This window comes from Variovorax trehalosi (assembly GCF_051216415.1).
Taxonomy (GTDB): Bacteria; Pseudomonadota; Gammaproteobacteria; order Burkholderiales; family Burkholderiaceae_C; genus Variovorax.
Genome location: NZ_JBPJZG010000006.1, coordinates 491,023 through 513,576, shown reverse-complemented (window position 1 = coordinate 513,576; position 22,554 = coordinate 491,023). Strand labels below are relative to the sequence as shown.

The 22,554-nt window shown below is 66.3% G+C and carries 21 protein-coding genes, 1 tRNA gene and 1 pseudogene; 17 read left to right on the top strand and 6 right to left on the bottom strand.

The features are described 5' to 3' along the window. Window positions 1–53 precede the first annotated feature (53 nt). The 7 genes from ACSFA7_RS24230 to ACSFA7_RS24200 all read left to right on the top strand — a co-directional run bounded on the left by ACSFA7_RS24230 (window position 54) and on the right by ACSFA7_RS24200 (window position 8,555). On the top strand, window positions 54–2,474 hold the full coding sequence (locus tag ACSFA7_RS24230) for a DNA translocase FtsK (protein ID WP_435501713.1): 2,421 nt from the start codon (window positions 54–56) through the stop codon (window positions 2,472–2,474). Window positions 2,475–2,645: 171 nt separating this feature from the next. Continuing rightward, on the top strand, window positions 2,646–3,278 hold the full coding sequence (gene lolA, locus ACSFA7_RS24225; RefSeq protein ID WP_435501712.1) for an outer membrane lipoprotein periplasmic chaperone LolA: 633 nt from the start codon (window positions 2,646–2,648) through the stop codon (window positions 3,276–3,278). A 12-nt stretch (window positions 3,279–3,290) separates the two neighbouring features. Then, entirely contained in the window at window positions 3,291–4,583 is a 1,293-nt protein-coding gene (locus tag ACSFA7_RS24220) for a replication-associated recombination protein A (protein ID WP_435501711.1), read from the top strand. A 242-nt stretch (window positions 4,584–4,825) separates the two neighbouring features. After that, window positions 4,826–5,755, top strand: coding sequence for a branched-chain amino acid ABC transporter permease (locus ACSFA7_RS24215; protein ID WP_435501710.1), 930 nt, complete (start codon window positions 4,826–4,828; stop codon window positions 5,753–5,755). 13 nt (window positions 5,756–5,768) lie between these two features. Continuing rightward, complete coding sequence (locus tag ACSFA7_RS24210) at window positions 5,769–6,977, top strand: branched-chain amino acid ABC transporter permease (RefSeq protein WP_435501709.1); 1,209 nt, start codon at window positions 5,769–5,771, stop codon at window positions 6,975–6,977. 17 nt (window positions 6,978–6,994) lie between these two features. Further along, window positions 6,995–7,774 (top strand): ABC transporter ATP-binding protein, encoded by a 780-nt coding sequence (locus ACSFA7_RS24205; protein ID WP_257863504.1) that lies wholly within the window; start codon window positions 6,995–6,997, stop codon window positions 7,772–7,774. 16 nt (window positions 7,775–7,790) lie between these two features. After that, entirely contained in the window at window positions 7,791–8,555 is a 765-nt protein-coding gene (locus tag ACSFA7_RS24200; RefSeq protein ID WP_435501708.1) for an ABC transporter ATP-binding protein, read from the top strand. Between the two features lie 100 nt (window positions 8,556–8,655). Here the strand turns inward: ACSFA7_RS24200 and ACSFA7_RS24195 are convergent, their stop codons facing one another. Together ACSFA7_RS24195 and ACSFA7_RS24190 are read right to left on the bottom strand one after the other, a co-directional pair. Then, window positions 8,656–9,630: a Bug family tripartite tricarboxylate transporter substrate binding protein gene (locus ACSFA7_RS24195; protein ID WP_435501707.1), complete on the bottom strand. Its 975-nt coding sequence runs from the start codon at window positions 9,628–9,630 to the stop codon at window positions 8,656–8,658. A gap of 32 nt (window positions 9,631–9,662) precedes the next feature. Continuing rightward, window positions 9,663–10,727, bottom strand: coding sequence for a CDP-6-deoxy-delta-3,4-glucoseen reductase (locus ACSFA7_RS24190; RefSeq protein ID WP_435501706.1), 1,065 nt, complete (start codon window positions 10,725–10,727; stop codon window positions 9,663–9,665). 56 nt (window positions 10,728–10,783) lie between these two features. Between ACSFA7_RS24190 and ACSFA7_RS24185 the strand changes: the two genes are divergently transcribed. The 3 genes and pseudogenes from ACSFA7_RS24185 to ACSFA7_RS24175 all read left to right on the top strand — a co-directional run bounded on the left by ACSFA7_RS24185 (window position 10,784) and on the right by ACSFA7_RS24175 (window position 12,347). Beyond that, complete coding sequence (locus tag ACSFA7_RS24185) at window positions 10,784–11,716, top strand: SDR family oxidoreductase (protein ID WP_435501705.1); 933 nt, start codon at window positions 10,784–10,786, stop codon at window positions 11,714–11,716. A gap of 11 nt (window positions 11,717–11,727) precedes the next feature. Then, window positions 11,728–12,183, top strand: a pseudogene (locus tag ACSFA7_RS24180) (DUF7002 family protein); the annotation flags it as partial. Between the two features lie 20 nt (window positions 12,184–12,203). Continuing rightward, entirely contained in the window at window positions 12,204–12,347 is a 144-nt protein-coding gene (locus ACSFA7_RS24175) for a hypothetical protein (RefSeq protein WP_435501808.1), read from the top strand. On the opposite strand, the gene ACSFA7_RS24170 is transcribed toward ACSFA7_RS24175, so the two are convergent. Together ACSFA7_RS24170 and ACSFA7_RS24165 are read right to left on the bottom strand one after the other, a co-directional pair. Beyond that, the gene (locus ACSFA7_RS24170) at window positions 12,344–12,991 is read right to left on the bottom strand and encodes an SGNH/GDSL hydrolase family protein (protein ID WP_435501704.1); all 648 of its coding nucleotides are present in this window, start codon (window positions 12,989–12,991) and stop codon (window positions 12,344–12,346) included. The two genes, ACSFA7_RS24175 and ACSFA7_RS24170, sit on opposite strands and share 4 nt — an antisense overlap. A gap of 67 nt (window positions 12,992–13,058) precedes the next feature. Further along, window positions 13,059–13,143 (bottom strand) — tRNA-Leu (locus ACSFA7_RS24165). A 42-nt stretch (window positions 13,144–13,185) separates the two neighbouring features. Here ACSFA7_RS24165 and cysM point away from each other — a divergent pair. The 3 genes from cysM to ACSFA7_RS24150 all read left to right on the top strand — a co-directional run bounded on the left by cysM (window position 13,186) and on the right by ACSFA7_RS24150 (window position 14,946). After that, window positions 13,186–14,088: a cysteine synthase CysM gene (gene cysM, locus ACSFA7_RS24160; RefSeq protein ID WP_306879986.1), complete on the top strand. Its 903-nt coding sequence runs from the start codon at window positions 13,186–13,188 to the stop codon at window positions 14,086–14,088. Window positions 14,089–14,150: 62 nt separating this feature from the next. After that, window positions 14,151–14,729, top strand: a complete 579-nt coding sequence (locus tag ACSFA7_RS24155; protein ID WP_435501703.1) for an NUDIX domain-containing protein — start codon at window positions 14,151–14,153, stop codon at window positions 14,727–14,729. Then, window positions 14,719–14,946, top strand: coding sequence for a sulfurtransferase TusA family protein (locus ACSFA7_RS24150; protein ID WP_176660517.1), 228 nt, complete (start codon window positions 14,719–14,721; stop codon window positions 14,944–14,946). The genes ACSFA7_RS24155 and ACSFA7_RS24150 overlap by 11 nt, the downstream gene beginning before the upstream one ends. A 66-nt stretch (window positions 14,947–15,012) precedes the next feature. Here the strand turns inward: ACSFA7_RS24150 and galU are convergent, their stop codons facing one another. Both galU and ACSFA7_RS24140 read right to left on the bottom strand, forming a co-directional pair. Then, complete coding sequence (galU, locus tag ACSFA7_RS24145; protein WP_435501702.1) at window positions 15,013–15,903, bottom strand: UTP--glucose-1-phosphate uridylyltransferase GalU; 891 nt, start codon at window positions 15,901–15,903, stop codon at window positions 15,013–15,015. 100 nt (window positions 15,904–16,003) lie between these two features. After that, entirely contained in the window at window positions 16,004–18,883 is a 2,880-nt protein-coding gene (locus ACSFA7_RS24140; protein WP_435501701.1) for a valine--tRNA ligase, read from the bottom strand. 107 nt (window positions 18,884–18,990) lie between these two features. On the opposite strand from ACSFA7_RS24140, the gene yaaA reads away from it, so the two are divergent. Genes yaaA through queF form a run of 4 tightly spaced genes read left to right on the top strand, consistent with a single transcriptional unit; the run spans window position 18,991 to window position 22,412 of the window. Continuing rightward, window positions 18,991–19,773 (top strand): peroxide stress protein YaaA, encoded by a 783-nt coding sequence (yaaA, locus tag ACSFA7_RS24135; RefSeq protein WP_435501700.1) that lies wholly within the window; start codon window positions 18,991–18,993, stop codon window positions 19,771–19,773. After that, entirely contained in the window at window positions 19,773–20,615 is an 843-nt protein-coding gene (locus tag ACSFA7_RS24130; RefSeq protein WP_435501699.1) for a 2OG-Fe(II) oxygenase, read from the top strand. The genes yaaA and ACSFA7_RS24130 overlap by 1 nt, the downstream gene beginning before the upstream one ends. Window positions 20,616–20,625: 10 nt before the next feature. Next, a complete protein-coding gene (locus tag ACSFA7_RS24125; RefSeq protein WP_435501698.1) occupies window positions 20,626–21,540 on the top strand; it encodes an alpha/beta fold hydrolase in 915 nt (304 codons plus the stop codon). Continuing rightward, a complete protein-coding gene (gene queF, locus ACSFA7_RS24120) occupies window positions 21,537–22,412 on the top strand; it encodes an NADPH-dependent 7-cyano-7-deazaguanine reductase QueF (protein ID WP_435501697.1) in 876 nt (291 codons plus the stop codon). Before ACSFA7_RS24125 ends, queF begins: the two co-directional genes overlap by 4 nt. Window positions 22,413–22,554: the final 142 nt, after the last annotated feature.

Below are 22,554 nucleotides of genomic sequence, written 5' to 3'. Positions count from 1 at the left end.
TGTAGTGTTCGGGCGTCCGGCCCCCGATTTCCAGGGCCGGGTGCCGTGTTTTCATGACCTATTCGCTCAATACGCTTCAATCTTCTTCCGCCGCCGATGGGCAACCCGTGCGCGTGCGCGCCATGCGCTTCGCCCACGAGATCACGCTGATCGCCGGATTCGCAGCGCTGTTGTTCTGGTTGCTCGCGATGCTGAGCTTCACGCCCTCCGACGCCGCCTGGTCGACCTCGGGCACCGGGGGCGAAATCAAGAACTGGGGCGGCCGCATCGGCGCCTGGCTGGCTGATGGCAGCTACTACGCGGCCGGCTATTCCGTCTGGTGGTGCCTCGCAGCGGGCCTGCGGGCCTGGCTGTCTTCTCTGGCCAGCTGGTTGCGCGGCGGCGAGGCCGCACCGGCCGAGCAGCCCCCTCGCGGTCGCTTCAATCGCAGCCGCCTCGCGTTCTGGTTCGGCCTGATCCTGCTGTTGTGCGCGAGCACCATGCTCGAATGGTCGCGCCTGTACCGGCTCGAATCACACCTGCCGGGTTCGGGTGGCGGTGCGCTCGGTTATCTCGTGGGGCCGGCCAGCGTGCGCTGGATGGGCTTCACCGGCTCGGCGCTGGTCGCCATCGCCGGCGGCGTGATCGGCTCGGCGCTGGTCTTCCGTTTCTCGTGGAGCCTGATTGCCGAGCGCATCGGTGCCCGGGCCTATTCGCTCTTCGAGTCGCGCCGCGAGAAACGCGAAATGGCCGCCGATATCGCCATGGGCAAGCAGGCTGCCCGCGAGCGCGCCGAGGCCGACGAGCCTGCGTTCACGCGCGGCGATTCGGGCAGCAAGGGCGGCGAGCCCGCCATGACGACCGATTTCCCCGAGGACGAGGAAATCCTCATCGAGCCGCGCCCCAAGCGCCGCCCACCGTCGCCACCGGTGCAGATCGAACCCGCGATGACCGAGGTGCCCCGAAGCGATCGCGTTGTCAAGGAGCGTCAAAAGCCCCTCTTCAAGGAACTTCCCGACAGCAAGCTGCCGCAGGTCGACCTGCTCGATGCGGCGCTGGCGCGCCAGGAAACCGTCTCCGCCGACACGCTCGAGATGACCTCGCGCATGATCGAGAAGAAACTCAAGGACTTCGGCGTCGAAGTGCGCGTGGTGCTCGCCTCGCCGGGCCCGGTGATCACGCGCTACGAAATCGAGCCCGCCACCGGCGTCAAGGGCTCGCAGATCCTGGGCCTTGCCAAGGACCTCGCACGTTCGCTCTCGCTGGTGTCGATCCGCGTGGTCGAAACCATTCCTGGCAAGAACTACATGGCGCTCGAGTTGCCGAACGCCAAGCGCCAGTCGATCAAGCTCAGCGAAATCCTGGGCTCGCAGATCTACAACGAAGGCAAGTCCATGCTCACCATGGGCCTGGGCAAGGACATCATCGGCAACCCCGTGGTGGCCGACCTCGCGAAGATGCCGCACGTGCTGGTGGCCGGCACCACCGGCTCGGGCAAGTCGGTCGGTATCAACGCGATGATCCTGTCGCTGCTCTACAAGGCCGAGGCACGGGACGTCCGCTTGTTGATGATCGACCCGAAGATGCTCGAAATGTCGGTCTACGAAGGCATTCCGCACCTGCTGGCCCCCGTGGTCACCGACATGCGCCAGGCCGCGCACGGCCTGAACTGGTGCGTGGCCGAGATGGAGCGCCGCTACAAGCTCATGAGCAAGCTGGGCGTGCGCAACCTGGCCGGCTACAACACCAAGATCGACGAAGCCAAGGCGCGCGAGGAGTTCATCTACAACCCCTTCAGCCTCACGCCGGACGATCCGGAGCCGCTCAAGCGCGAGCCGCACATCGTGGTGATCATCGACGAGCTGGCCGACCTGATGATGGTGGTGGGCAAGAAGATCGAAGAGTTGATCGCCCGCCTCGCGCAGAAGGCGCGCGCCGCCGGCATCCACCTCATCCTGGCCACGCAGCGCCCCAGCGTCGACGTGATCACCGGCCTCATCAAGGCCAACATCCCCACGCGCATCGCGTTCTCGGTGGGCTCCAAGATCGACAGCCGCACCATCCTCGACCAGATGGGCGCCGAGGCGCTGCTGGGCATGGGCGATATGCTCTACATGGCCAGCGGCAGCGGCCTGCCGATCCGCGTGCACGGCGCCTTCGTGAGCGACGAGGAAGTGCACCGCGTGGTGGCCTACCTCAAGAGCCAGGGCGAGCCCGACTACATCGAGGGCGTGCTCGAAGGCGGCACGGTCGATGGCGACGGTGACGGCGACCTGCTCGGCGGCGGCGATGCCGAGAAGGACCCGATGTACGACCAGGCGGTCGAGGTCGTGCTCAAGAACCGCAAGGCCAGCATCTCGCTGGTGCAGCGCCATTTGAAGATCGGCTACAACCGCGCCGCGCGCCTTGTCGAAGACATGGAAAAGGCGGGCCTGGTCAGTGCCATGAGCGGCAGCGGCCAGCGCGAAATCCTGGTGCCTGCGCGTACCGAATAATTGATTGGCGCGGCAGCGGCTCGCAATTCCGGTTACGTGCTGAAAGGCAATTTGCAGAAGCGCTCGCGGGCATTGCAAATCTTCATGAAGACCTACACCTGCCGCAATTCGCGGCGGTTAGGGTCGATGCCCTGTGCAATAGCTTTTCCGAGCTTTTTCGAGGAATCCAAATTGAAAATCCGCCATTGGTTACTGATTGGTCTTCTCTGCTCCGCCAATGCCTGGGCTGGAGGCCTTGAAAGCCTCGAGACCTTCGTGAAGACGGTCAAATCCGGCCGTGCCGAATTCACCCAGACCGTGACCGCGCCCTCGCGCGAAGGCCAGCCCGGCCGGGTCAAGACATCGACTGGCACCTTCGAATTCCAGCGCCCCGGCAAATTCAAGTTCGACTACCGCAAGCCTTTTGCCCAGAGCATCGTGGCCGACGGCAAGACGCTGTGGCTCTACGACGCCGACCTGAACCAGGTCACGCAGCGAGCCCAGGCGCAGGCGTTGGGCTCCACCCCGGCGGCGCTGATCGCCGCGGCGCCCGACCTGCGTGCGCTGCAGGCCGATTTCGCGCTCGAAGCCGCGCCCGAACGCGACGGCCTGGAATGGGTCAAGGCCACCCCCAAGAACAAGGACGGCCAGTTGCAAAGCGTGCTGGTCGGTTTCCAGGGCGAGGCCCTCGCGGTGCTTGAAATCCTCGACAGCTTCGGCCAGCGCTCGGTGCTCAAGTTCAGCAAGGTCGAAGTGAATCCTTCGCTCTCGGCCAGCGTGTTCGACTTCAAGGCGCCTGCCGGCGCCGACGTCGTCAAGCAGTAGTCGCCACAAGGTTTGGCCACCAGTTCCCACCAACCCCTTGCCGAGCGTCTTCGCCCGAAGACGCTAGGCGAAGTGATCGGCCAGCAGCACCTGCTCGGCCCGGGCATGTCGTTGCGCATCGCCTTCGAATCGGGCCAGCCGCATTCCTGCATCCTCTGGGGGCCGCCGGGCACCGGCAAGACCACCATCGCGCGTCTGATGGCCGATGCCTTCGATGCACAGTTCCTGAGCATCAGTGCGGTCCTGGGCGGCGTGAAGGACATCCGCGAGGCGGTCGAGCGCGCCACGGCCGCGCGGGACGGCCTGGAGCAGCAGCGCACCATCGTCTTCGTCGACGAGGTGCACCGCTTCAACAAGAGCCAGCAGGACGCGTTCCTGCCGCATGTGGAGTCGGGGCTTTTCACCTTCATCGGCGCGACCACCGAGAACCCTTCGTTCGAGGTCAACTCGGCCTTGCTCTCGCGGGCTGCGGTGTACGTGCTGCAGCCGCTCACAGAGAGCGATCTCAAGCAGATCGTCGCCAAGGCGCAATCGATTCAGGCGGTCCCGGCCATCGACGAGGCGGCCATCGCCCGTCTCGTGGCCTATGCCGACGGTGACGCGCGCCGCCTGCTCAACACGCTCGAGACGCTCGCCGTCGCGGCCCGCGCCGAGAAGCTGGAAAACATCGGCGACGAATGGCTGCTGCGCGTGCTCGGCGAGCGCATGCGGCGCTACGACAAGGGCGGCGAGCAGTTCTACGACACCATCAGCGCGCTGCACAAGTCGGTGCGCGGCAGCGATCCCGATGCCGCGCTCTACTGGTTCGTGCGCATGCTCGACGGCGGTGCCGATCCGCGCTACATGGCCCGGCGCCTGGTGCGCATGGCCAGCGAGGACATCGGACTGGCCGACCCCCGCGCGCTGCGCCTGGCGCTCGATGCGGCGGAGGTCTACGAACGCCTGGGCACGCCCGAGGGCGAGCTCGCGCTGGCCGAATGCGTCGTGTACCTCGCGATCGCGCCCAAGTCGAACGCGGTCTACAAGGCCTACAACGCCGTGCGTGCCCTCATCAAGAAGGACAGCACGCGCCCGGTGCCCATGCACCTGCGCAATGCGCCCACCAAGCTCATGAAGGAGCTCGACTACGGCAAGGGCTACCGCTATGCGCACGACGAGGAAGGCGGTTTTGCCGCCGGCGAAAACTACCTTCCCGAGGGCTTGGAAGGCCAGGTCTTCTACGAGCCCGTGGAGCGCGGTCTGGAGATCCGAATCGGCGAAAAGCTGCGTGAACTGCGCCGCTTGAACGCCGAAAAAGACGGCTGACACCCTCTGGCAGCCGCTCTGCCACGCCGCGCATGAACTTACGCCCATACAGCATGGCGTGAGCGGGTAAACCCCGGTCGCTGCGCACCAAATCAGCGCTGGTGCGTGCTTACAATCCCGCCCACAAATCCGCCTGCGACACATGCTGGCTGGTTTTTTGCTTGTCCAGCCAAGGGCGCCAAACCGGTGCCACGGTGGGTGAATGGCACCCCGCAACGGTGCAACACATAGGGAATCGCGTTATGGAAATATTGCTGCAGCAGATCATCAACGGTCTGGTCCTGGGCAGCATGTATGCCTTGATAGCCTTGGGCTACACCATGGTGTACGGCATCATCAACCTCATCAATTTCGCGCACGGAGAAGTGCTGATGGTGGGGGCTCTCACAAGCTGGACCATCATCGGCCTCATGAAGGACGGCATGCCCAACACGCCGGGCTGGCTGATCCTTCTCATCGCATTGATCATTGCCTGCATCGTCGCGGCCACGCTCAATTTCGTGATCGAGAAGGTGGCCTACCGGCCGCTGCGCAACAGCCCCAAGCTTGCGCCGCTCATCACGGCCATCGGCATGTCGATCCTGCTGCAGACGCTGGCCATGATCATCTGGAAGCCGACCAACAAGGCTTACCCCAACCTGCTGCCGACCGACCCCATCCACCTGGGTGGCGCTGTCATCTCGCCTACGCAGGTCATGATCCTCAGTGTCACGGCGTTCTCGCTCGTGGTGCTGATGTGGCTGGTCAACTACACCAAGCTCGGGCGCGCCATGCGCGCCACCGCGGAGAACCCGCGCGTCGCCGCGCTCATGGGCATCCGCCCCGACATGGTCATCTCGGCCACCTTCATCATCGGTGCCGTGCTCGCGGCCATCGCCGGTGTGATGTACGCGTCGAACTACGGCATCGCGCAGCACGCGATGGGCTTCCTGCCCGGCCTGAAGGCCTTCACCGCAGCCGTCTTCGGCGGCATCGGCAACCTGGCCGGCGCAGTGGTCGGCGGCATCCTGCTGGGCCTCATCGAGGCCATCGGCTCCGGCTACATCGGCACCCTCACGGGTGGCGTGCTGGGCAGCAACTACAGCGACATCTTCGCGTTCATCGTGCTGATCGTCATGCTCACCCTGCGACCGTCGGGCCTGCTCGGCGAACGCGTGGCGGACCGTGCCTGAGGAGCGACGCATCATGAAGAACAGCAAAAACCTCGCTCTCTACGTCATCGGCGCCATCGCGGTGCTCGCGCTGCCCCTGCTGCTGCAGATGCAGGGCAACGCCTGGGTGCGCATCGCCGACATCGCCTTGCTCTACGTGCTGCTGGCCCTGGGCCTGAACATCGTGGTCGGCTATGCCGGCCTGCTCGACCTGGGCTACGTCGCCTTCTTCGCGGTGGGGGCCTACCTCTTCGCGCTCATGGGCTCCTCGCACCTGACCGAGACCTTCCCGTGGTTCGCGCAGATGTTCCCGAACGGGCTGCACACCTCGCTGCTCATCGTGATACCGCTCGCGCTCGTGGTGGCCGGCGTGCTCGGCGTGCTGCTCGGCGCGCCCACGCTCAAGCTGCGCGGCGACTACCTGGCGATCGTCACGCTTGGCTTCGGCGAAATCATCCGTGTGTTCCTGAACAACCTGGACCAGCCGGTGAACATCACCAACGGTCCCAAGGGCATCACAGCGATCGACTCGATCAAGTTCTGGGGCCTGGACCTCGGCAAGGCCTGGAAGTTCGACGGCTTCACCATCTCCTCGGTGTCGCTGTACTACTACCTGTTCCTGGCGCTCGTGATCGCCACCATCATCATTTCGCACCGCCTGCAGGTCTCGCGCATCGGCCGCGCCTGGATGGCGATTCGCGAAGACGAGATCGCCGCCAAGGCGATGGGCATCAACACCCGCAACATGAAGCTCCTGGCCTTCGGCATGGGCGCGAGCTTCGGTGGCGTCTCGGGCGCGATGTTCGCGGCCTTCCAGGGCTTCGTGTCGCCCGAGTCCTTCAGCCTGATGGAGTCGGTGATGATCGTGGCCATGGTGGTGCTGGGCGGCATCGGGCACCTGCCCGGCGTCATCCTCGGCGCGGTGCTGCTGGCTGCATTGCCCGAAGTGCTGCGCTATGTGGCCGGCCCGCTGCAATCGCTGACCGACGGCCGCCTCGATGCGTCCATCCTGCGCCAGCTCTTCATCGCGCTCGCGATGATCGTCATCATGCTGGTGCGCCCGCGCGGCCTATGGCCGTCGCCTGAGCACGGCAAGACGCTGACCAAGAAGGGCGGCGTGCCCGTCGACCCGACCCATGCCGCCGTTGCGCCCGGTTCGTTGCAGACCCATGCGCCCGGCATCGATACGCCCGCCGACGAATTGCCCGGTGGTGCCGAGCGTCCCATGTCGATCAATCCGTGAGCCGAGGAGAAACTGACATGACGACAACCACAGACACCATCCTCGACGTTCGCGGTATCTCCAAGCGCTTCGGCGGCCTGCAGGCGCTTTCCGACGTCGGCATCACCATCAAGCGTGGCCAGGTCTATGGCCTGATCGGCCCGAACGGTGCCGGCAAGACCACCTTCTTCAACGTGATCACCGGGCTCTACACGCCCGACAGCGGCACCTTCGAGCTGGCGGGCAAGCCCTATCAGCCGACGGCCGTGCACGAAGTGGCCAAGGCCGGCATTGCACGCACCTTCCAGAACATCCGCCTCTTCGCCGAAATGACGGCGCTGGAGAACGTGATGGTCGGCCGCCACATCCGCACCCATTCGGGCGTGTTCGGCGCGATGCTGCGCACCGGCAGCTTCAAGGCCGAGGAAAAAGCCATTGCCGACCGTGCGCACGAGCTGCTCGACTACGTGGGCATCGGCAAGTTCGCCGACTACAAGGCGCGCACGCTGAGCTACGGCGACCAGCGCCGTCTCGAGATCGCCCGTGCGCTGGCCACCGACCCGCAGCTCATCGCGCTCGACGAGCCCGCCGCCGGCATGAACTCGACCGAGAAGGTGCTGCTGCGCGAGCTGATCGACCGCATCCGCCGCGATGACCGCACCATCCTGATCATCGAACACGACGTCAAGCTCATCATGGGCCTGTGCGACCGCGTCACCGTGCTGGATTACGGCAAGCAGATTGCCGAAGGCACGCCGGCCGACGTGCAGAAGAACGAAAAAGTGATCGAGGCTTACCTCGGAACGGGGGGCCACTGAAATGAGCACAGCAACGATGACGAGCGAAGAAGAAACCCGCGCCACCGCGGTGCAGGCCAAGGCGGCCGGCAAGACGCTGCTCAAGGTCAGCGGCCTGAAGGTCGGCTACGGCGGCATCCAGGCCGTCAAGGGCGTGGATTTCGAGGTGCGCGAGGGCGAACTGGTCTCGCTGATCGGCTCCAACGGTGCCGGCAAGACCACCACCATGAAGGCCATCACCGGCACGCTGCCGGCGGGCGCGGGCAACATCGAGTTCCTGGGCCGCAGCATCAAGGGCCGCGGCGCCTGGGACCTCGTGGGCGAAGGCCTCGTGATGGTGCCCGAAGGCCGCGGCGTCTTCACCCGCATGACGATCACCGAGAACCTGCAGATCGGCGCCTACATCCGCACCGACAAGGCCGGCATCGCGAGCGACATGGAGCGCGTGTTCGTCACCTTCCCGCGCCTTCGCGAACGCAAGGACCAACTGGCCGGCACGATGTCGGGCGGCGAACAGCAGATGCTCGCCATGGGCCGCGCGCTGATGGCGCGCCCCAAGGTGCTGCTGCTCGATGAACCCACCATGGGTCTGTCGCCAATCATGTGCGACAAGATCTTCGAGGTGGTGCAGACCGTGGCCGCGCAGGGCGTCACGATCCTGCTGGTGGAGCAGAACGCCAACCGCGCGCTGCAACTGGCCGACCGTGGCTACGTGATGGAGTCGGGGCTCATCACGATGGACGGCGACGCCAAGGAACTGCTGCGCGACCCGCGGGTTCGCGCCGCGTACCTCGGCGAGTAAATGACGGCCCCCGGCTTTTCACTCCGCTTCGCTGCGTGTAATTCGCCACCCCCCGAGGGGAGGCGCGGCCCGCCTTGGGGCGGCCCGGCGGCGGCCGCCTTCAGTCGACCTTTGCGCCGGTGGCCTTGACCACCTTCTCGTACTTCGCGAGTTCGGTCTTCATGAAAGCGCCGAACTGTTCCGGCGAATTGCCTACGGGCTCGGCCAGCAGCGATGCGAAGCGGGTCTTCGTTTCCGGCGCATTCAGCGCGGCGACGAAGGCCTGATTGAGCTTCACGACCACGTCGTGCGGCGTGCCGGCCGGCGCGACCAGTCCCCACCAGGTGTCGATCGAAAAGCCCTTGAGCGTGTTTGCCACTGTAGGCACTTCGGGCAGCGAGGCGCTGCGCTCCAGCGTCGTCACCGCAATCGCCTTCAGCTTGCCCGAGCGGATGTTCGGCGCCGCGGTCGCGAGGTTGTCGAAGTTGAAATCGACCTGCCCCGAGATCAGCGCCAGCTGCGCCGGGTTGCCGCCGTTGTACGGAATGTGCAGCGCGAAGATGCCCGCTTCCTTCTTGAAGAGCTCGCCGGCCAGGTGCCCGGCACTGCCGTTGCCGCCGCTGCCGTAGTTGAGCTTGGCGGGGTTGGCCTTGGCATAGCGGATCAGGTCGGCCACCGAATTGATATTCAGGCGCTTGGCCGTCTCGGCGTTCATCACCAGCACGTTGGGCACGCGGACCATCTGCGTGATCGGCACGAAATCGGTCGCGGCGTTGAACGGGATCTTGCTGTAGAGCCACGGGTTGACCGCATTGGTGGCCGTGGCCGCAATGCCGATCGTGAGGCCGTCCGGCGGCGCCTTGGCCACGATGTCGGCACCGATGTTGCCACCCGCACCGGGCTTGTTGTCGACGATGACTGTGCCGAGGGTGTCCTTGACGCGCTCGGCCAGCATGCGCGCGGTGACGTCGATGGGGCCGCCCGCGGCGTAGGGCACGACGAGGCGGATGGGGCGCTGCTGCTGGGCCGTGGCGTGGCCCGCGCCGAGGGTTGCGGCGCCTGCGAGCAGGGCGAGGAGGAGGCGTCTCGTTTTCATTTTTTTGTCGTCTGCAGGTGGGAAATCGCAAATCAGGGCATGGCCTTGTCGGCCTCGGTGGTGAACGCGTCGGCAAAGAATTCTTCTTCGGGCAGGCCCGCCAGCGCCACGTAGTCGCGCTTGGCCGAGTCGACCACGATGGGCGCGCCGCAGGCATAGACCTGGTGGCCCGACAGGTCTGCGAAGTCTTCCAGCACCGCCTGGTGGACGAATCCGGTGCGGCCGGTCCAGTTGTCGTCGGGCGTGGCGTTGGAGATCACGGGCTCGTAGCGCAGGTTCGGCATCTCTGCCAATTGGCCGCGCACCCACTCGTCCATGTACAGGTCTTCCGGGCGGCGGCCGCCCCAGTAGAGCGTGGCGGGCCGCTCTAGCCCCAAGAACTTCATGTGCTCCAGCAGCGCCTTGATCGGCGCGAAACCCGTGCCCGAGGCCAGGAGGATCATCGGCTTGTCGGAGTCCTCGCGCAGGAAGAAGCTGCCGAAGGGGCCTTCGATGCGCAGGATTTCCTTTTCCTTCATGACGCCGAACACATGGTCGGTGAACTTGCCGCCCGGCAAGTGCCGCAGGTGCAGCTCGATGCCCGTTCCCGGCTGGCTCAGCGTGTGCGGCGCGTTGGCCATCGAGTAGCTGCGGCGCGCGCCGTCGCGCAATATGAATTCCACGTACTGGCCCGCATGGAACTGCAGCGGCTCGCCGGCCGGCAGCTGCAGGCGCAGCATCATCACGTCGTGCGATTGCCGTGTGAGGGCCAGCACCCGGACCGGCATCTTGCGGATCGGCAGCGCCCCGGCCTCGGTGACCTGGCGCGACTCGAGCACCACGTCGCTCGTGGCATGGGCGCAGCAGGTCAGCACGTAGCCAGCAAGCTGCTCCTCGGCGCTCAGGGCCTTGCTCTGGTGGGGGCCGAGGGTGACCTCGCCCGAGAGCTTCTTGCACTTGCAGGAGCCGCAGGCGCCGTCCTTGCAGCCGTAGGGCAGGCCGATGCCTTGACGGATGCCGGCTGCCAGGATGGTTTCGTCGCCGTGAACCACGAAATGGCGCCCGCTGGGTTCGACGGTGATGGAAAAGCCGGCTTCGTGCGGCGGTGCAGCAGTCATCTGTATTCTTCGGCTTGTTTTTCAGCCTGGGTCTGAAACGGAAAGGGAACAGGATTTTGCCTTCAATCAATAGCCCCTCCGGCGCGCTGCCGGCGCGGTTCCGGCGCGAGCGCCTCCTGATCGTCGGTTGCGGCGACGTCGGCCAGCGGGTGGCGCGCGACCTGCGCGGCCGCATGCAGCTGGTGGCGCTCACGTCCTCGGCCGAGCGGGTCGCCGCACTGCGCGAGGCCGGGATCCGCCCGCTGGTGGGCAACCTGGACGAGCCGGCTACGCTGCGCCGGCTGGCGGGCATCGCGACGCGGGTGCTGCACCTCGCGCCGCCCGCGCGCGATGGCGGCGCCGCTTGGTGGCGCGACCAGCGCACCACGGCCCTGGCGCGCGCATTGAGGCTGCGCTCGGTGCCTCTGGCCCTCGTCTACGGCTCGACCAGCGGCGTGTACGGCGATTGCGGCGGTGCCCGCGTGAGCGAAACGCGCGCCGTGCGGCCTGACACGCCGCGCTCCCACCGCCGCGTGGACGCCGAGCGCGCCGTGCGCTGGCTCGGCCGCAGCGCCGGGGTGCGCGCGAGCATCCTGCGCATTCCGGGCATCTACGCGCCGGACCGCGAGAACGGCACGCCCCGTGCGCGCCTGCAGCGCGGCACGCCGGTGCTGCGGCAGGAGGACGACGTCTACACCAGTCACATCCATGCCGACGACCTGGCGCGCGCCTGCATCGCGTCGCTGTTCCGCGGCCGGCCGCAGCGCATCGTCCATGCCTCGGACGACACCGAGCTGCGCATGGGCGACTACGTCGATCTCGCGGCCGATCTCTACGGCATGCCACGTCCGCCGCGCGTGCCGCGCGAGGAGGCCGAGCGCCAACTGCCGCTGCAGTTGCTGAGCTTCATGGGCGAATCGCGCCGGCTCGACAACACGCGGCTCAAGCGCGAATTGCGCGTGCGGCTGGCGCACCCGACCGTGCACACCGGTCTGCGCGCCGAGGCCTGACGACCCACGCCATGCCCAGCCTGCCCGCGGAGGCCTTCCATTTCGTTGATCGGGCCAACTGGGCGGCCGTGCAGGCGCAAGGGCTGTGCAGTACCGACGAACTGCTGCGCCGCGGCGCATTCGGCACCGAGGTCGAGGCGGCCGTGCGCGGCCATCGTTCCCAGGGCGTGACCCTGCCCGACGGCTGCTACATCCGCGACCAACGGCCGATGCCGCCGCAGGCGCTCGCGCGTTGCCTCGACCCGGGCCTGGCGCCGTCCGACTGGTATGAGCTGCTCAACAGTTGCGTGTTCTTCTGGCTAGACCCCGATCGCGTGGAACGGCACCGGGCTGCGTTGGGCAACCGGCCGCAGGTGCTGCTGACCTTCGATGCCAGGGCGCTGGCGGCCGCCTACGAAACAGCGGCGCATGTGACGCCGTTCAACATCGGCAGCGCCGTGCGCAAGGCGGCGGCGCGCGGTCTGCGCACGCTGGTGCCGCTGGCGCAATGGAGGCGCGGGGCTGGATCTCGGAGGCGCTGCCGCCGCAACCGGTGCGCGCGGCCAGCCAGCGGCCGGCGGAACTGGTCTTTCTTCGTGCCGAGATGCCGGACGCGATGCGCTTCGTCACCGCGACCGAGGCGATCGGCTAGCCCTGTTTGGCGGGCGGCGCGCACTCGGGCGCGACCTGGTCGAGGGCCAGCACGAGCCGCTCCACGAGGCGCGTGCTGTACGGTTGTCGGGGATGGATGTCGTCCACCATGTCAGCGGGGTCGAAGCGTACGCCGCCCCAATCGGCAAACAGCACACCTTCTTCCTGGGCCACGCGACGTGCCGTGGCGTCGTAGCCGTCCCGCTGCGGCATGCGGTCGGCCTTCACTTGCGAGAGGCCGGTGACGATCGGTGTCTTGCCGGCCGCCTGGACGTAGTCGACCATCCCGCGCAGGGCCGGTTCGTACTGGTAGCCGTTGCCGGCATCGTTGATGCCGTATTGCAGCACCACGACGCGTGCCGGCATCGGTTGCAGCACGAAGGACGGCAGGCGCTTGTGGGCGCTGTCGCCCGGTGAGCTGTAGTCGGCAATCGTCCAGGCGGGGCGAACGCGCTGGAGTGCGGCGGCCGGCGGTTCCTTGATGCGGTTCGTTGTCGAGGCGCCGAATCCGCCGTAGAGGATCGAATCGCCCCAGAGGGCGACGGTGCAATCGGGTGCGGCGGCAGCAGAACTGGCGCCGAGGGCCAGGGCCAGGCAGAGAAGAGGGGAGAGGGTGCGCACGGTGCGGCGCGAGCGATTTCGCATGCCGTTCAGTGTGCCTCCAGAGGAGGTACGAGGAAGCCCTTTTCCCATGGCGACAGCAAGGAATCGATGGTGCCCGGGGCCGGAATCGAACCGGCACACCTTTCGGTGGGGGATTTTGAGTCCCCTGCGTCTACCAATTTCACCACCCGGGCAGGGTTCTGAACGAAGCCCAAAATTATGGCACAGTGGCTGCCATGAATTATCCGACGATCGAAGACGCCATTGGCAAGACCCCCCTGGTCGCCCTGCAACGCATCGATGCAGCCGAAAATGCCAAGCGCGGCAACGTGATCCTCGGCAAGCTCGAAGGCAACAATCCCGCGGGTTCGGTCAAGGACCGGCCGGCGCTCTCGATGATCAAGCGCGCCGAGGAGCGCGGCGAAATCAAGCCCGGCGACACGCTGATCGAAGCCACCTCGGGCAACACCGGCATCGCGCTCGCGATGGCTGCAGCCATCAAGGGCTACCGCATGGTGCTGATCATGCCGGAGGACCTCTCCGTCGAACGCGCCCAGACCATGAAGGCCTTCGGTGCCGAGCTCGTGCTCACGCCCAAGAGCGGCGGCATGGAATACGCCCGAGACCTCGCCGAGCAGATGGTCGCCCAGGGCAAGGGCCGGGTGCTCGACCAGTTCGCCAACCCCGACAACCCGCGCATCCACTACGAGACCACGGGCCCCGAGATCTGGGCCGACACCAAGGGCAAGATCACGCACTTTGTGAGTGCCATGGGCACCACCGGCACCATCACCGGCGTCTCGCGCTTCCTGAAGGAAAAGAACCCCGCGGTGCGCATCATCGGCGCGCAGCCGGCCGAAGGCTCGCGCATTCCGGGCATCCGCAAGTGGCCCACCGAGTACCTGCCGAAGATCTACGACCCGAGCCGGGTCGACGAAGAAATCAGCGTGAGCCAGGACGACGCCGAGGAAATGTGCCGGCGCCTCGCGCGCGAGGAGGGCATCTTCGGCGGCATCTCGGCGGCCGGCGCGTTGTGGGCGGCACTCGAAGTCGCCAAGAAGGTCGAGAACGCCACCATCGTGTTCGTGGTGTGCGATCGAGGTGATCGCTATCTCTCGACCGGCGTGTTCCCCGCATAAATCAACCGACCCCGCTGCAGCCCCGACCAACGGGCGCTGCAAGTCATAAAAAGAGCCGCCCCATGCCCCACCCCAAGTTTTGCCAGGTCTGTGCCACGCCGCTGGAATGGATCGCGTTGATGGAAGACGGCGGTCCCAAGGAGCGCCTGCGCTGCCCGAACTGCGGCCACACGCACTGGAACAATCCCACGCCGGTGCTCGCGGCCATCGTCGAATACCGCGGCCAGGTGCTGCTGGCGCGCAACGCGGCCTGGCCCGGCAAGATGTTCGCGCTGATCACCGGCTTCATGGAGGCCGGCGAGACGCCCGAGGAAGGCATCGCGCGCGAGGTGAAGGAAGAAACGAACCTCGACGTGAGCGCGACGAAGCTCGTGGGAGCCTACGATTTCCAGCGCATGAACCAGATCATCATCGCCTACCACGTGGTAGCCGACGGCGAGGTGAAGCTCTCGCCCGAACTGGTGGATTACCGCCTCTACGATCTGCCGGACCTGAAGTGCTGGCCCGCGGGCACCGGCTATGCGCTGGCCGACTGGCTGCGCACGCGCGGCCATGAACCCGTGTTCTTCAGCGCAGCCGAGAACGAGGAGCGCCGCCGTGGGCTGCAATTGCCGCCCGAGGAGCCCAAGCATGGAAGTTGACCGCGAAATCGACACGCGCGGCCTGAACTGCCCGCTGCCCATCCTCAAGGCGAAGAAGTCGCTCAACGACATGGCAAGCGGGCAACTGCTCAAGGTGGTGTCGACCGACCCCGGCTCGGTGCGCGACTTCCAGGCCTTCGCGCGCCAGACCGGCAACGAGCTCATGGAGCAGCAGACGATCGGCACCGACTTCATCCACGTGCTGAAGCGGCGCTAGCCAGCGCCGCAAAAAGAAAGGGGCCTCGCGGCCCCTTTTTCTTTCGTGCTTTCCGGTGTGTGCGCCTCAGAGCTTCAGGCTCTTGAGGTATTCGCGGAATTCGTCGCCCACTTCGGGGTGCGCGAGCGCCAGTTCCACGGTGGCCTGGAGGAAGCCTTCCTTGCTGCCGCAGTCGTAGCGGATGCCCTTGTAGGCGTACGCGTAGACCGATTCCTTCTTCATCAGCGCCGCGATGCCGTCGGTCAGCTGGATCTCGCCACCCGCGCCCTTGGGCTGGTTGCGGATCTCGTCGAACACGCCCGGCGTGAGGATGTAACGGCCTGCCACGCCCAGGCGCGAGGGCGCGTCTTCGGGCTTGGGCTTCTCGACCATGCGGTTGACCTTCACAAGGCCTTCCTCGATGGAGTCGCCGGCCACGATGCCGTAGCGCTTGACGTGCGCGAGCGGCACTTCCTGCACGGCCAGCAGCGAGCCGCCCAGGCGCGCGAACGCGGCCGTCATCTGTGCGAGTACCGGCTCGCCGCCCTCGGGGCCGACCATCAGGTCATCGGCCAGCAGCACGGCAAAGGGCTCATTGCCGACCAGGTGCTCGGCGCATAGCACGGCATGGCCCAGGCCCAGCATGCGCGGCTGGCGCACGTACGAGCAGGTCATGTCGTCGGGCGACACCGAACGCGCGATCTTCAGCAGCGCATCCTTGCCGGCGGCCTCGAGTTGGCTTTCGAGTTCGTAGGCGGTGTCGTAGTGGTCTTCGATGGCGCGCTTGTTGCGGCCGGTCACGAAGATCATGTCGCGGATGCCTGCGGCATAGGCTTCTTCGACGGCGTACTGGATCAGCGGCTTGTCGACCACCGGCAGCATTTCCTTGGGCTGTGCCTTGGTGGCCGGCAGAAAGCGGGTGCCGAAGCCTGCAACAGGAAATACGGCCTTGCGGATGCGTGTCGAGGAAGTGGACATGGGCAGTTCAGCGTCTTTCTGAAAGGGGAGGGAAATTCCGGATGCGGGACGGCAAGAAGCCGCATCTGGAATCCTAAACGCCTTCGATGCCCTGCGTCTGTCAGCCTAGGCGTACAAGTTGGTCGCGAAGTCGCTCCAACATGGCGCTAAAGTCAGTCAGACGTTTACGTTCTTGCTCGATCACCGCTGGCGGGGCCTTCGCGACGAACGCTTCGTTACCGAGTTTGGCGTGCACCTTGGCAATCTCGCCTTCGATGCGCGCGATCTCCTTGCCGATGCGAAGCTTCTCGGCGGCCTTGTCGATTTCCATGTGCAGGCACAGGCGCGCCGCGCCCACCACCGCCACGGGCGCCGCTTCGGCCGCCGCCTGCCACGAGGCTTCGTCGTCGAAGACCTTCACTTCCTTGAGCTTGGCGAGCGCCTGCAGCACCGGGGCCGATTCGCGCAGGAACGCCGCGCCTTGGGCATCGTCGGCCACCGCGTAGAGCGGCAGGCGCGTGGCGGGCGACACGTTCATCTCGCCACGCAGCGTGCGGCATGCATCCACCAGCGCCTTCAGCCGCGCCACGTGCGCCTCGGCCGCCTCGTCGATCTTCTCGGGCTGGCTCTTCGGATACGCGGCGATCATGATCGACTCGCCCTCGCGACCCGCCACCTTCGACACCTTCTGCCACAGCTCTTCGGTGATGAACGGAATGACAGGATGCGCCAGGCGCAGCAGCGTCTCGAGCGTGCGGATCAGGGTGCGGCGCGTGGCGCGCTTCTGCGAATCGTCGCCAGTCTGAATCTGCACCTTCGCAATTTCCAGGTACCAGTCGCAGAACTCGTCCCATGCGAACTGATAGATCGCGCTGGACACGTTGTCGAGCCGGTACTCCTCGAAGCCCTTGGCCACTTCGGCCTCCACGCGCTGCAGTTGCGAGACGATCCAGTAGTCCGCGCGGCTGAACTTCAGGTAGCCGTGGGCCGGGCCCCCGACCTTGCACTCTTCCTTCGTGTGCTCCATCAGGCCGCAGTCCTGGCCTTCGCAGTTCATCAGCACGAAGCGCGTGGCGTTCCACAGCTTGTTGCAGAAGTTGCGATAGCCCTCGCAGCGCTTCGAGTCGAAGTTGATGCTGCGGCCGAGCGATGCGAGCGATGCGAACGTGAAGCGCAAGGCATCGGCGCCGAAGGCCGGAATGCCCTCCGGAAATTCCTTCTGCGTGTTCTTGCGCACCGCGGGCGCCGTCTCGGGCTTGCGAAGGCCCTGCGTGCGCTTGTCGAGCAGCTCGGGCAACTGGATGCCGTCGATCAGGTCGACCGGGTCGAGCACGTTGCCTTCGGACTTGCTCATCTTCTTGCCCTGGGCATCGCGCACCACGCCGTGGATGTACACGTCCTTGAACGGCACCTTGCCGGTGAAGTGCTTGGTCATCATGATCATCCGGGCGACCCAGAAGAAGATGATGTCGTAGCCCGTCACGAGCACCTGCGAGGGCAGGTACAGGTCGAGGTCCTGCGTCTTGTCGGGCCAGCCGAGCGAAGAGAAGGGCACCAGCGCCGCCGAGTACCAGGTGTCGAGCACGTCCTCGTCGCGCGTGAGCTTCTTTCCCGGCGCCCTGGCCTGTGCATCGGCCTCGTTCTCGGCGACGTACACGTTGCCTTCCTCGTCATACCAGGCCGGAATCTGGTGGCCCCACCAGAGCTGCCGCGAAATCGTCCAGTCCTGGATGTTCTCCATCCAGTGGTTGTAGGTGTTGACCCAGCTCTCGGGCACGAAACGCACCTCGCCCGACTTCACCACGTCGATGGCCTTCTGCGCGATCGATTGCCCGTCGGCGCCGGGGCGCGTCATCGCCACGTACCACTGGTCGGTGAGCATCGGCTCGACGATGGCGCCCGAGCGCGCGCAGCGCGGCACCATCAGCTTGTGCTTCTTCACCTCGATGAGCAGGCCCAGCGCGTCGAGGTCGGCCACGATGGCCTTGCGCGCCACGAAGCGGTCCATGCCGCGGTACTTCTCGGGCGCGTTGTCGTTGATGGTCGCGTCGAGCGCGAGCACGCCGATCATCTCGAGCTTGTGGCGCTGGCCGACGGCATAGTCGTTGTAGTCGTGGGCCGGCGTGACCTTGACCACGCCGGTGCCGAATGCCTTGTCGACGTAGTCGTCCGCGATGATCGGGATCAGCTTGTCCACCAGCGGCAGCTTCACGCGCTGGCCGATCAGGTGCTTGTAGCGCTCGTCCTCCGGATGGACCATCACGGCCGTGTCGCCGAGCATGGTTTCGGGCCGGGTGGTGGCCACGGTCAGCGTGCCGCTGCCATCTTCGAGTGGGTAGGCGATGTGCCAGAGCGAGCCGTCTTCCTCTTCGCTCTCGACCTCGAGGTCGCTCACCGAGGTCTTGAGCACCGGGTCCCAGTTGCCCAGGCGCTTGCCGCGGTAGATGAGGCCTTCCTCGTACAGCTTCACGAAGGTCTGCGTCACGACCGCCGAGAGGTCGTCGTCCATCGTGAAGTACTCGCGGCTCCAGTCCACCGTGTCGCCGAGGCGCCGCATCTGCTGAGTGATGGTGTTGCCCGACTTCTCTTTCCACTCCCACACGCGCGCCACGAAGTTCTTGCGACCCAGGTCATGGCGGCTGACCTTCTGCTCCTGCAGCTGGCGCTCCACCACGATCTGCGTGGCGATGCCGGCATGGTCGGTGCCCGGCAGCCACAGCGTGTTGTCGCCCTTCATGCGGTGGTAGCGCGCGAGGCTGTCCATGATCGTGTGGTTGAACGCATGGCCCATGTGCAACGTGCCGGTCACGTTCGGGGGCGGCAGCTGGATCGCGAACGACTCGGCACCCTCCTTGGGCTGCTGCGTGCCGCGGAAGCCCGCCTTGGCGTAGCCGCGCTTCTCCCATTCGGGGCCCCAGTGCGCCTCGATGGCGGCGGGTTCGAACGATTTGGACAGGCTGTCCAGTCCAGGTTGGGCGGGAGGGGTGATGGGTTCGCTCATGGGAAGTGCAGAACGGCGCCTTCGGGGGCGCCGCGTGGGGACAGGTGGGACAGCCCACGATTTTACCGGGGCGACTCGGTGACACAGGCGCCACTCATAATTCCGGGATGCTCTTCCTGCTTTCCCCTGCAAAGTCACTCGACTACGACACTCCGGTTTCTCCTGAAGTCCCCGCCACCCAACCCCATTTCGAAGCCCCTCGCGGCCCCTCGACCGAGCTGATCAAGATCCTGCGCGAGAAGTCGCCCCTCGAGATTTCCGAGCTCATGCATCTGTCGGACAAGCTCTCCGCCCTCAACGCGGCGCGCTACGAGGCCTGGTCCTCCAAAAGCACCGCGAAGAACGCCCGCCAGGCCGCCTTCGCCTTCGACGGCGACGTCTACGGCGGCCTCGACGCCCGAAGCTTCACGCCCGCGCAACTGGCCTGGGCGCAAGACCACGTCTGCATCCTGAGCGGCCTCTATGGCCTCCTGCGCCCGCTCGACCGCCTGCAGCCCTACCGGCTCGAAATGGGCACGCAACTGGCCAACCGCCACGGCAAGGACCTGTACGCCTTCTGGGGCTCGCGCATCGCCGAGCACCTGAACGAGCGCCTCGCGGCCGACCGCACGCCGGTCGTCGTCAACGTGGCCTCGCAGGAATACTTCAAGTCGGTCGACCAGAAGGTGCTCAAGGCGCGCGTGGTCGAATGCGTGTTCCAGGAGTGGAAGGGCGACAAGTACAAGATCGTGAGCTTCTTCGCCAAGCGCGCCCGCGGCCTGCTCGCGCGCTGGGCCGTGCTGCACAAGGCGGCCACGCCCAAGGCGCTGGAAAAGTTCGATCTCGAGGGTTATGGTTTCGACGCGAGTGTGTCGACAGCCGAAAGGCTGGTGTTCAGGAGAAAAGTCTGATGTCCCAACCGATCAGTCCGGAGTTGCGCGAATGGCTGGTGGCCCAGCTGGCGGCCGGTCATTCGGTGCCTGCGCTGCGCCTCTCGATGCGCGCGGCCGGCTGGCACGATGCGGCCACCGACGTGGCGCTGGCCCAACTGGAGGCCGGCTTCCCCAATGTCGAGGTGGCGCTGGCGCCGGTGCGCACCGAGATGCCTGGCCCCGACCTGGACGGCGCGCCGCTCTACTTGGATGCCGGCGACCGCCGCATCCAGGTGCTGCAGACGATGCGGCATCCGCGCGTCATCGTCTTCGGCAACCTGCTGTCGAGCGAGGAATGCGAGGGGCTGATCGCCGCGGCGCGCGTGCGGCTCGCGCGCTCGCTCACCGTGGAAACGCGCACCGGCGGTGAAGTGCTCAACGTCGATCGCACCAGCGACGGCATGTTCTTCGAGCGCGGCGAGAACGAGATCGTCGCGCGGCTCGAGCAGCGCCTGGCCATGCTGCTGCGCTGGCCGCTCGAATACGGCGAAGGCCTGCAGATCCTGCGCTACGCACCCGGCGCGCAATACCGCCCGCACTATGACTACTTCGATCCGAACGAGCCCGGCACGCCCACCATCCTGAAACGTGGCGGCCAGCGCGTGGCCACGCTCGTGATGTACCTGCAGGAACCGGAGCAGGGCGGCGCCACCACCTTCCCCGACGTGGGACTCGAAGTGGCGCCCGTGCGCGGTACCGGCGTCTTCTTCAGCTACGACCGACCCGACCCCGTCACCCGCACGCTGCACGGCGGCGCGCCGGTGCTCGCAGGCGAGAAGTGGGTCGCCACCAAGTGGCTGCGAGAGCGCGAATTCAAATGACAAGGAACCGATGAAAGTCACCGCCAACGGGCTGCAGATCGAAGTCGACGACACCGGAGGCGAAGGGCGTCCCGTCATCCTGCTCATCATGGGCCTGGGCATGCAGCTGGTCGCATGGCCGACTGCCTTCGTGCAGCAGCTGGTCGACAAGGGCTTTCGCGTGGTGCGCCACGACAACCGCGACATCGGCCTGAGCCAGGGCTTCGACCATGCGGGCGTCGGCAACATCGTGTGGGAAACCATTCGCCATCGGCTCGGCCTGAAGGTGCGCTCGGCGTACACGCTGCAGGACATGACGCACGACTCGATCGGCGTGCTCGACGCGCTGGGCATTGCCAAGGCGCACATCGTCGGCGCCTCGATGGGCGGCATGATCGCCCAGCGCCTGGCCGCTACCGCGCCCGAGCGCACCGCCAGCCTCGTGAGCATCATGAGTTCGAGCGGCGCGCGCGGCCTGCCGGGCCCGCGCCGCGAGGTGGCCGCGATGCTCATGCGCCGCCCGTTGGGCAAGGGCGAAGCCGAACTCGTGGCGCACAGCATCAAGCTGCTGCGGCTGATCCAGAGCCCGGCCTATCCGCAGACCGACGCGGAACTGGCCGAGCGCCTGACCTTCAGCATGCGCCGCGCCTACCACCCGGCCGGGCTGATGCGGCAGATGCTCGCCATCGGCGCCGACGACGACCGCCCCCAGGTGCTGGCGCGCATCCAGCGCCCGACGCTGGTGCTGCACGGCGAAGCCGATGCGCTCGTGCCCATCGCCTGCGGCAAGGATTCGGCTGCGCGCATCCCGGGTTCGACATTCATCTCCGTGCCCGGCATGGGCCATGACCTGCCGCCCGAGGTCTGCACCATCCTCGCCAACCACATCGCCCCGTTCGCCCATGCCGCCGATGCGGCCGCGGATGCCAAGGACAAGACGCCATGAGCCTCGACAACCACCCGGACAATCCCAACACCCCCGAGCAATCGCAGCTCGGCCGCGCCTCGGCCTACGCCGACAGGTACGACCCGTCGCTGCTCTTCCCCATCGCCCGTGCCACGCAGCGCGAAGCCATGGGCATCCGAAGCGATGCGCTGCCCTTCTTCGGCGCAGATCTCTGGACCGCCTTCGAGGTGAGCTGGCTCAATCCGCGCGGCAAGCCGCAACTGGCCATCGCGCACTTCACCATCCCCTGCGAAACGCCCAACATCATCGAGAGCAAGTCGTTCAAGCTGTACCTCAACAGCTTCAACAACAGCACCTTCGCGAGCATCGATGCCGTGCGCGAGCACCTGCGCACCGACCTGGCCGAAGCCGCCTGGCGCGGCAGCGACCAGTCGGCCGGCATCGGCGTGAAGCTGCTCACGCCCGACCTGTTTGACCGCGAGCCGGTGCACGAGATCGACGGCCTCGATCTCGACCGGCTCGACATCGAGTGCACGCACTACCAGCCTGCACCCGAGCTTCTGTCGAGCGACACCACGCAGGTGCATGTGAACGAAACCCTCACCAGCCGGCTGCTGAAAAGCAACTGCCTCGTCACAGGCCAGCCCGACTGGGGCAGCGTGCAGATTCGCTACAGCGGCCCGCCCATCGACCAGGCCGGGCTGCTTGCGTACATCGTGAGCTTTCGCAACCACAACGAATTCCACGAGCCGTGCGCGGAGCGGATGTTCACGGACATCTGGAGCCGCTGCAAACCGACCAAACTGGCGGTGTATGCGCGCTACACGCGGCGCGGCGGGCTCGACATCAATCCGTTCCGCACGAGCTGGCCGCAGGCGCTGCCGGTGAACATTCGCACGGCGCGCCAGTAGCCCCCGCCAACCGCTCGCAGCGGTTGTGTCACCCCCCGTCAACGTGAGCGCCTCGTCTTGAGGCCCCTGCTGCCGGCCGCAATGGCCGGCGGCTTGTCCTTGCGCGCGCGGAAGCGCGAAAAGACCCGGTATTTCGAAGGAT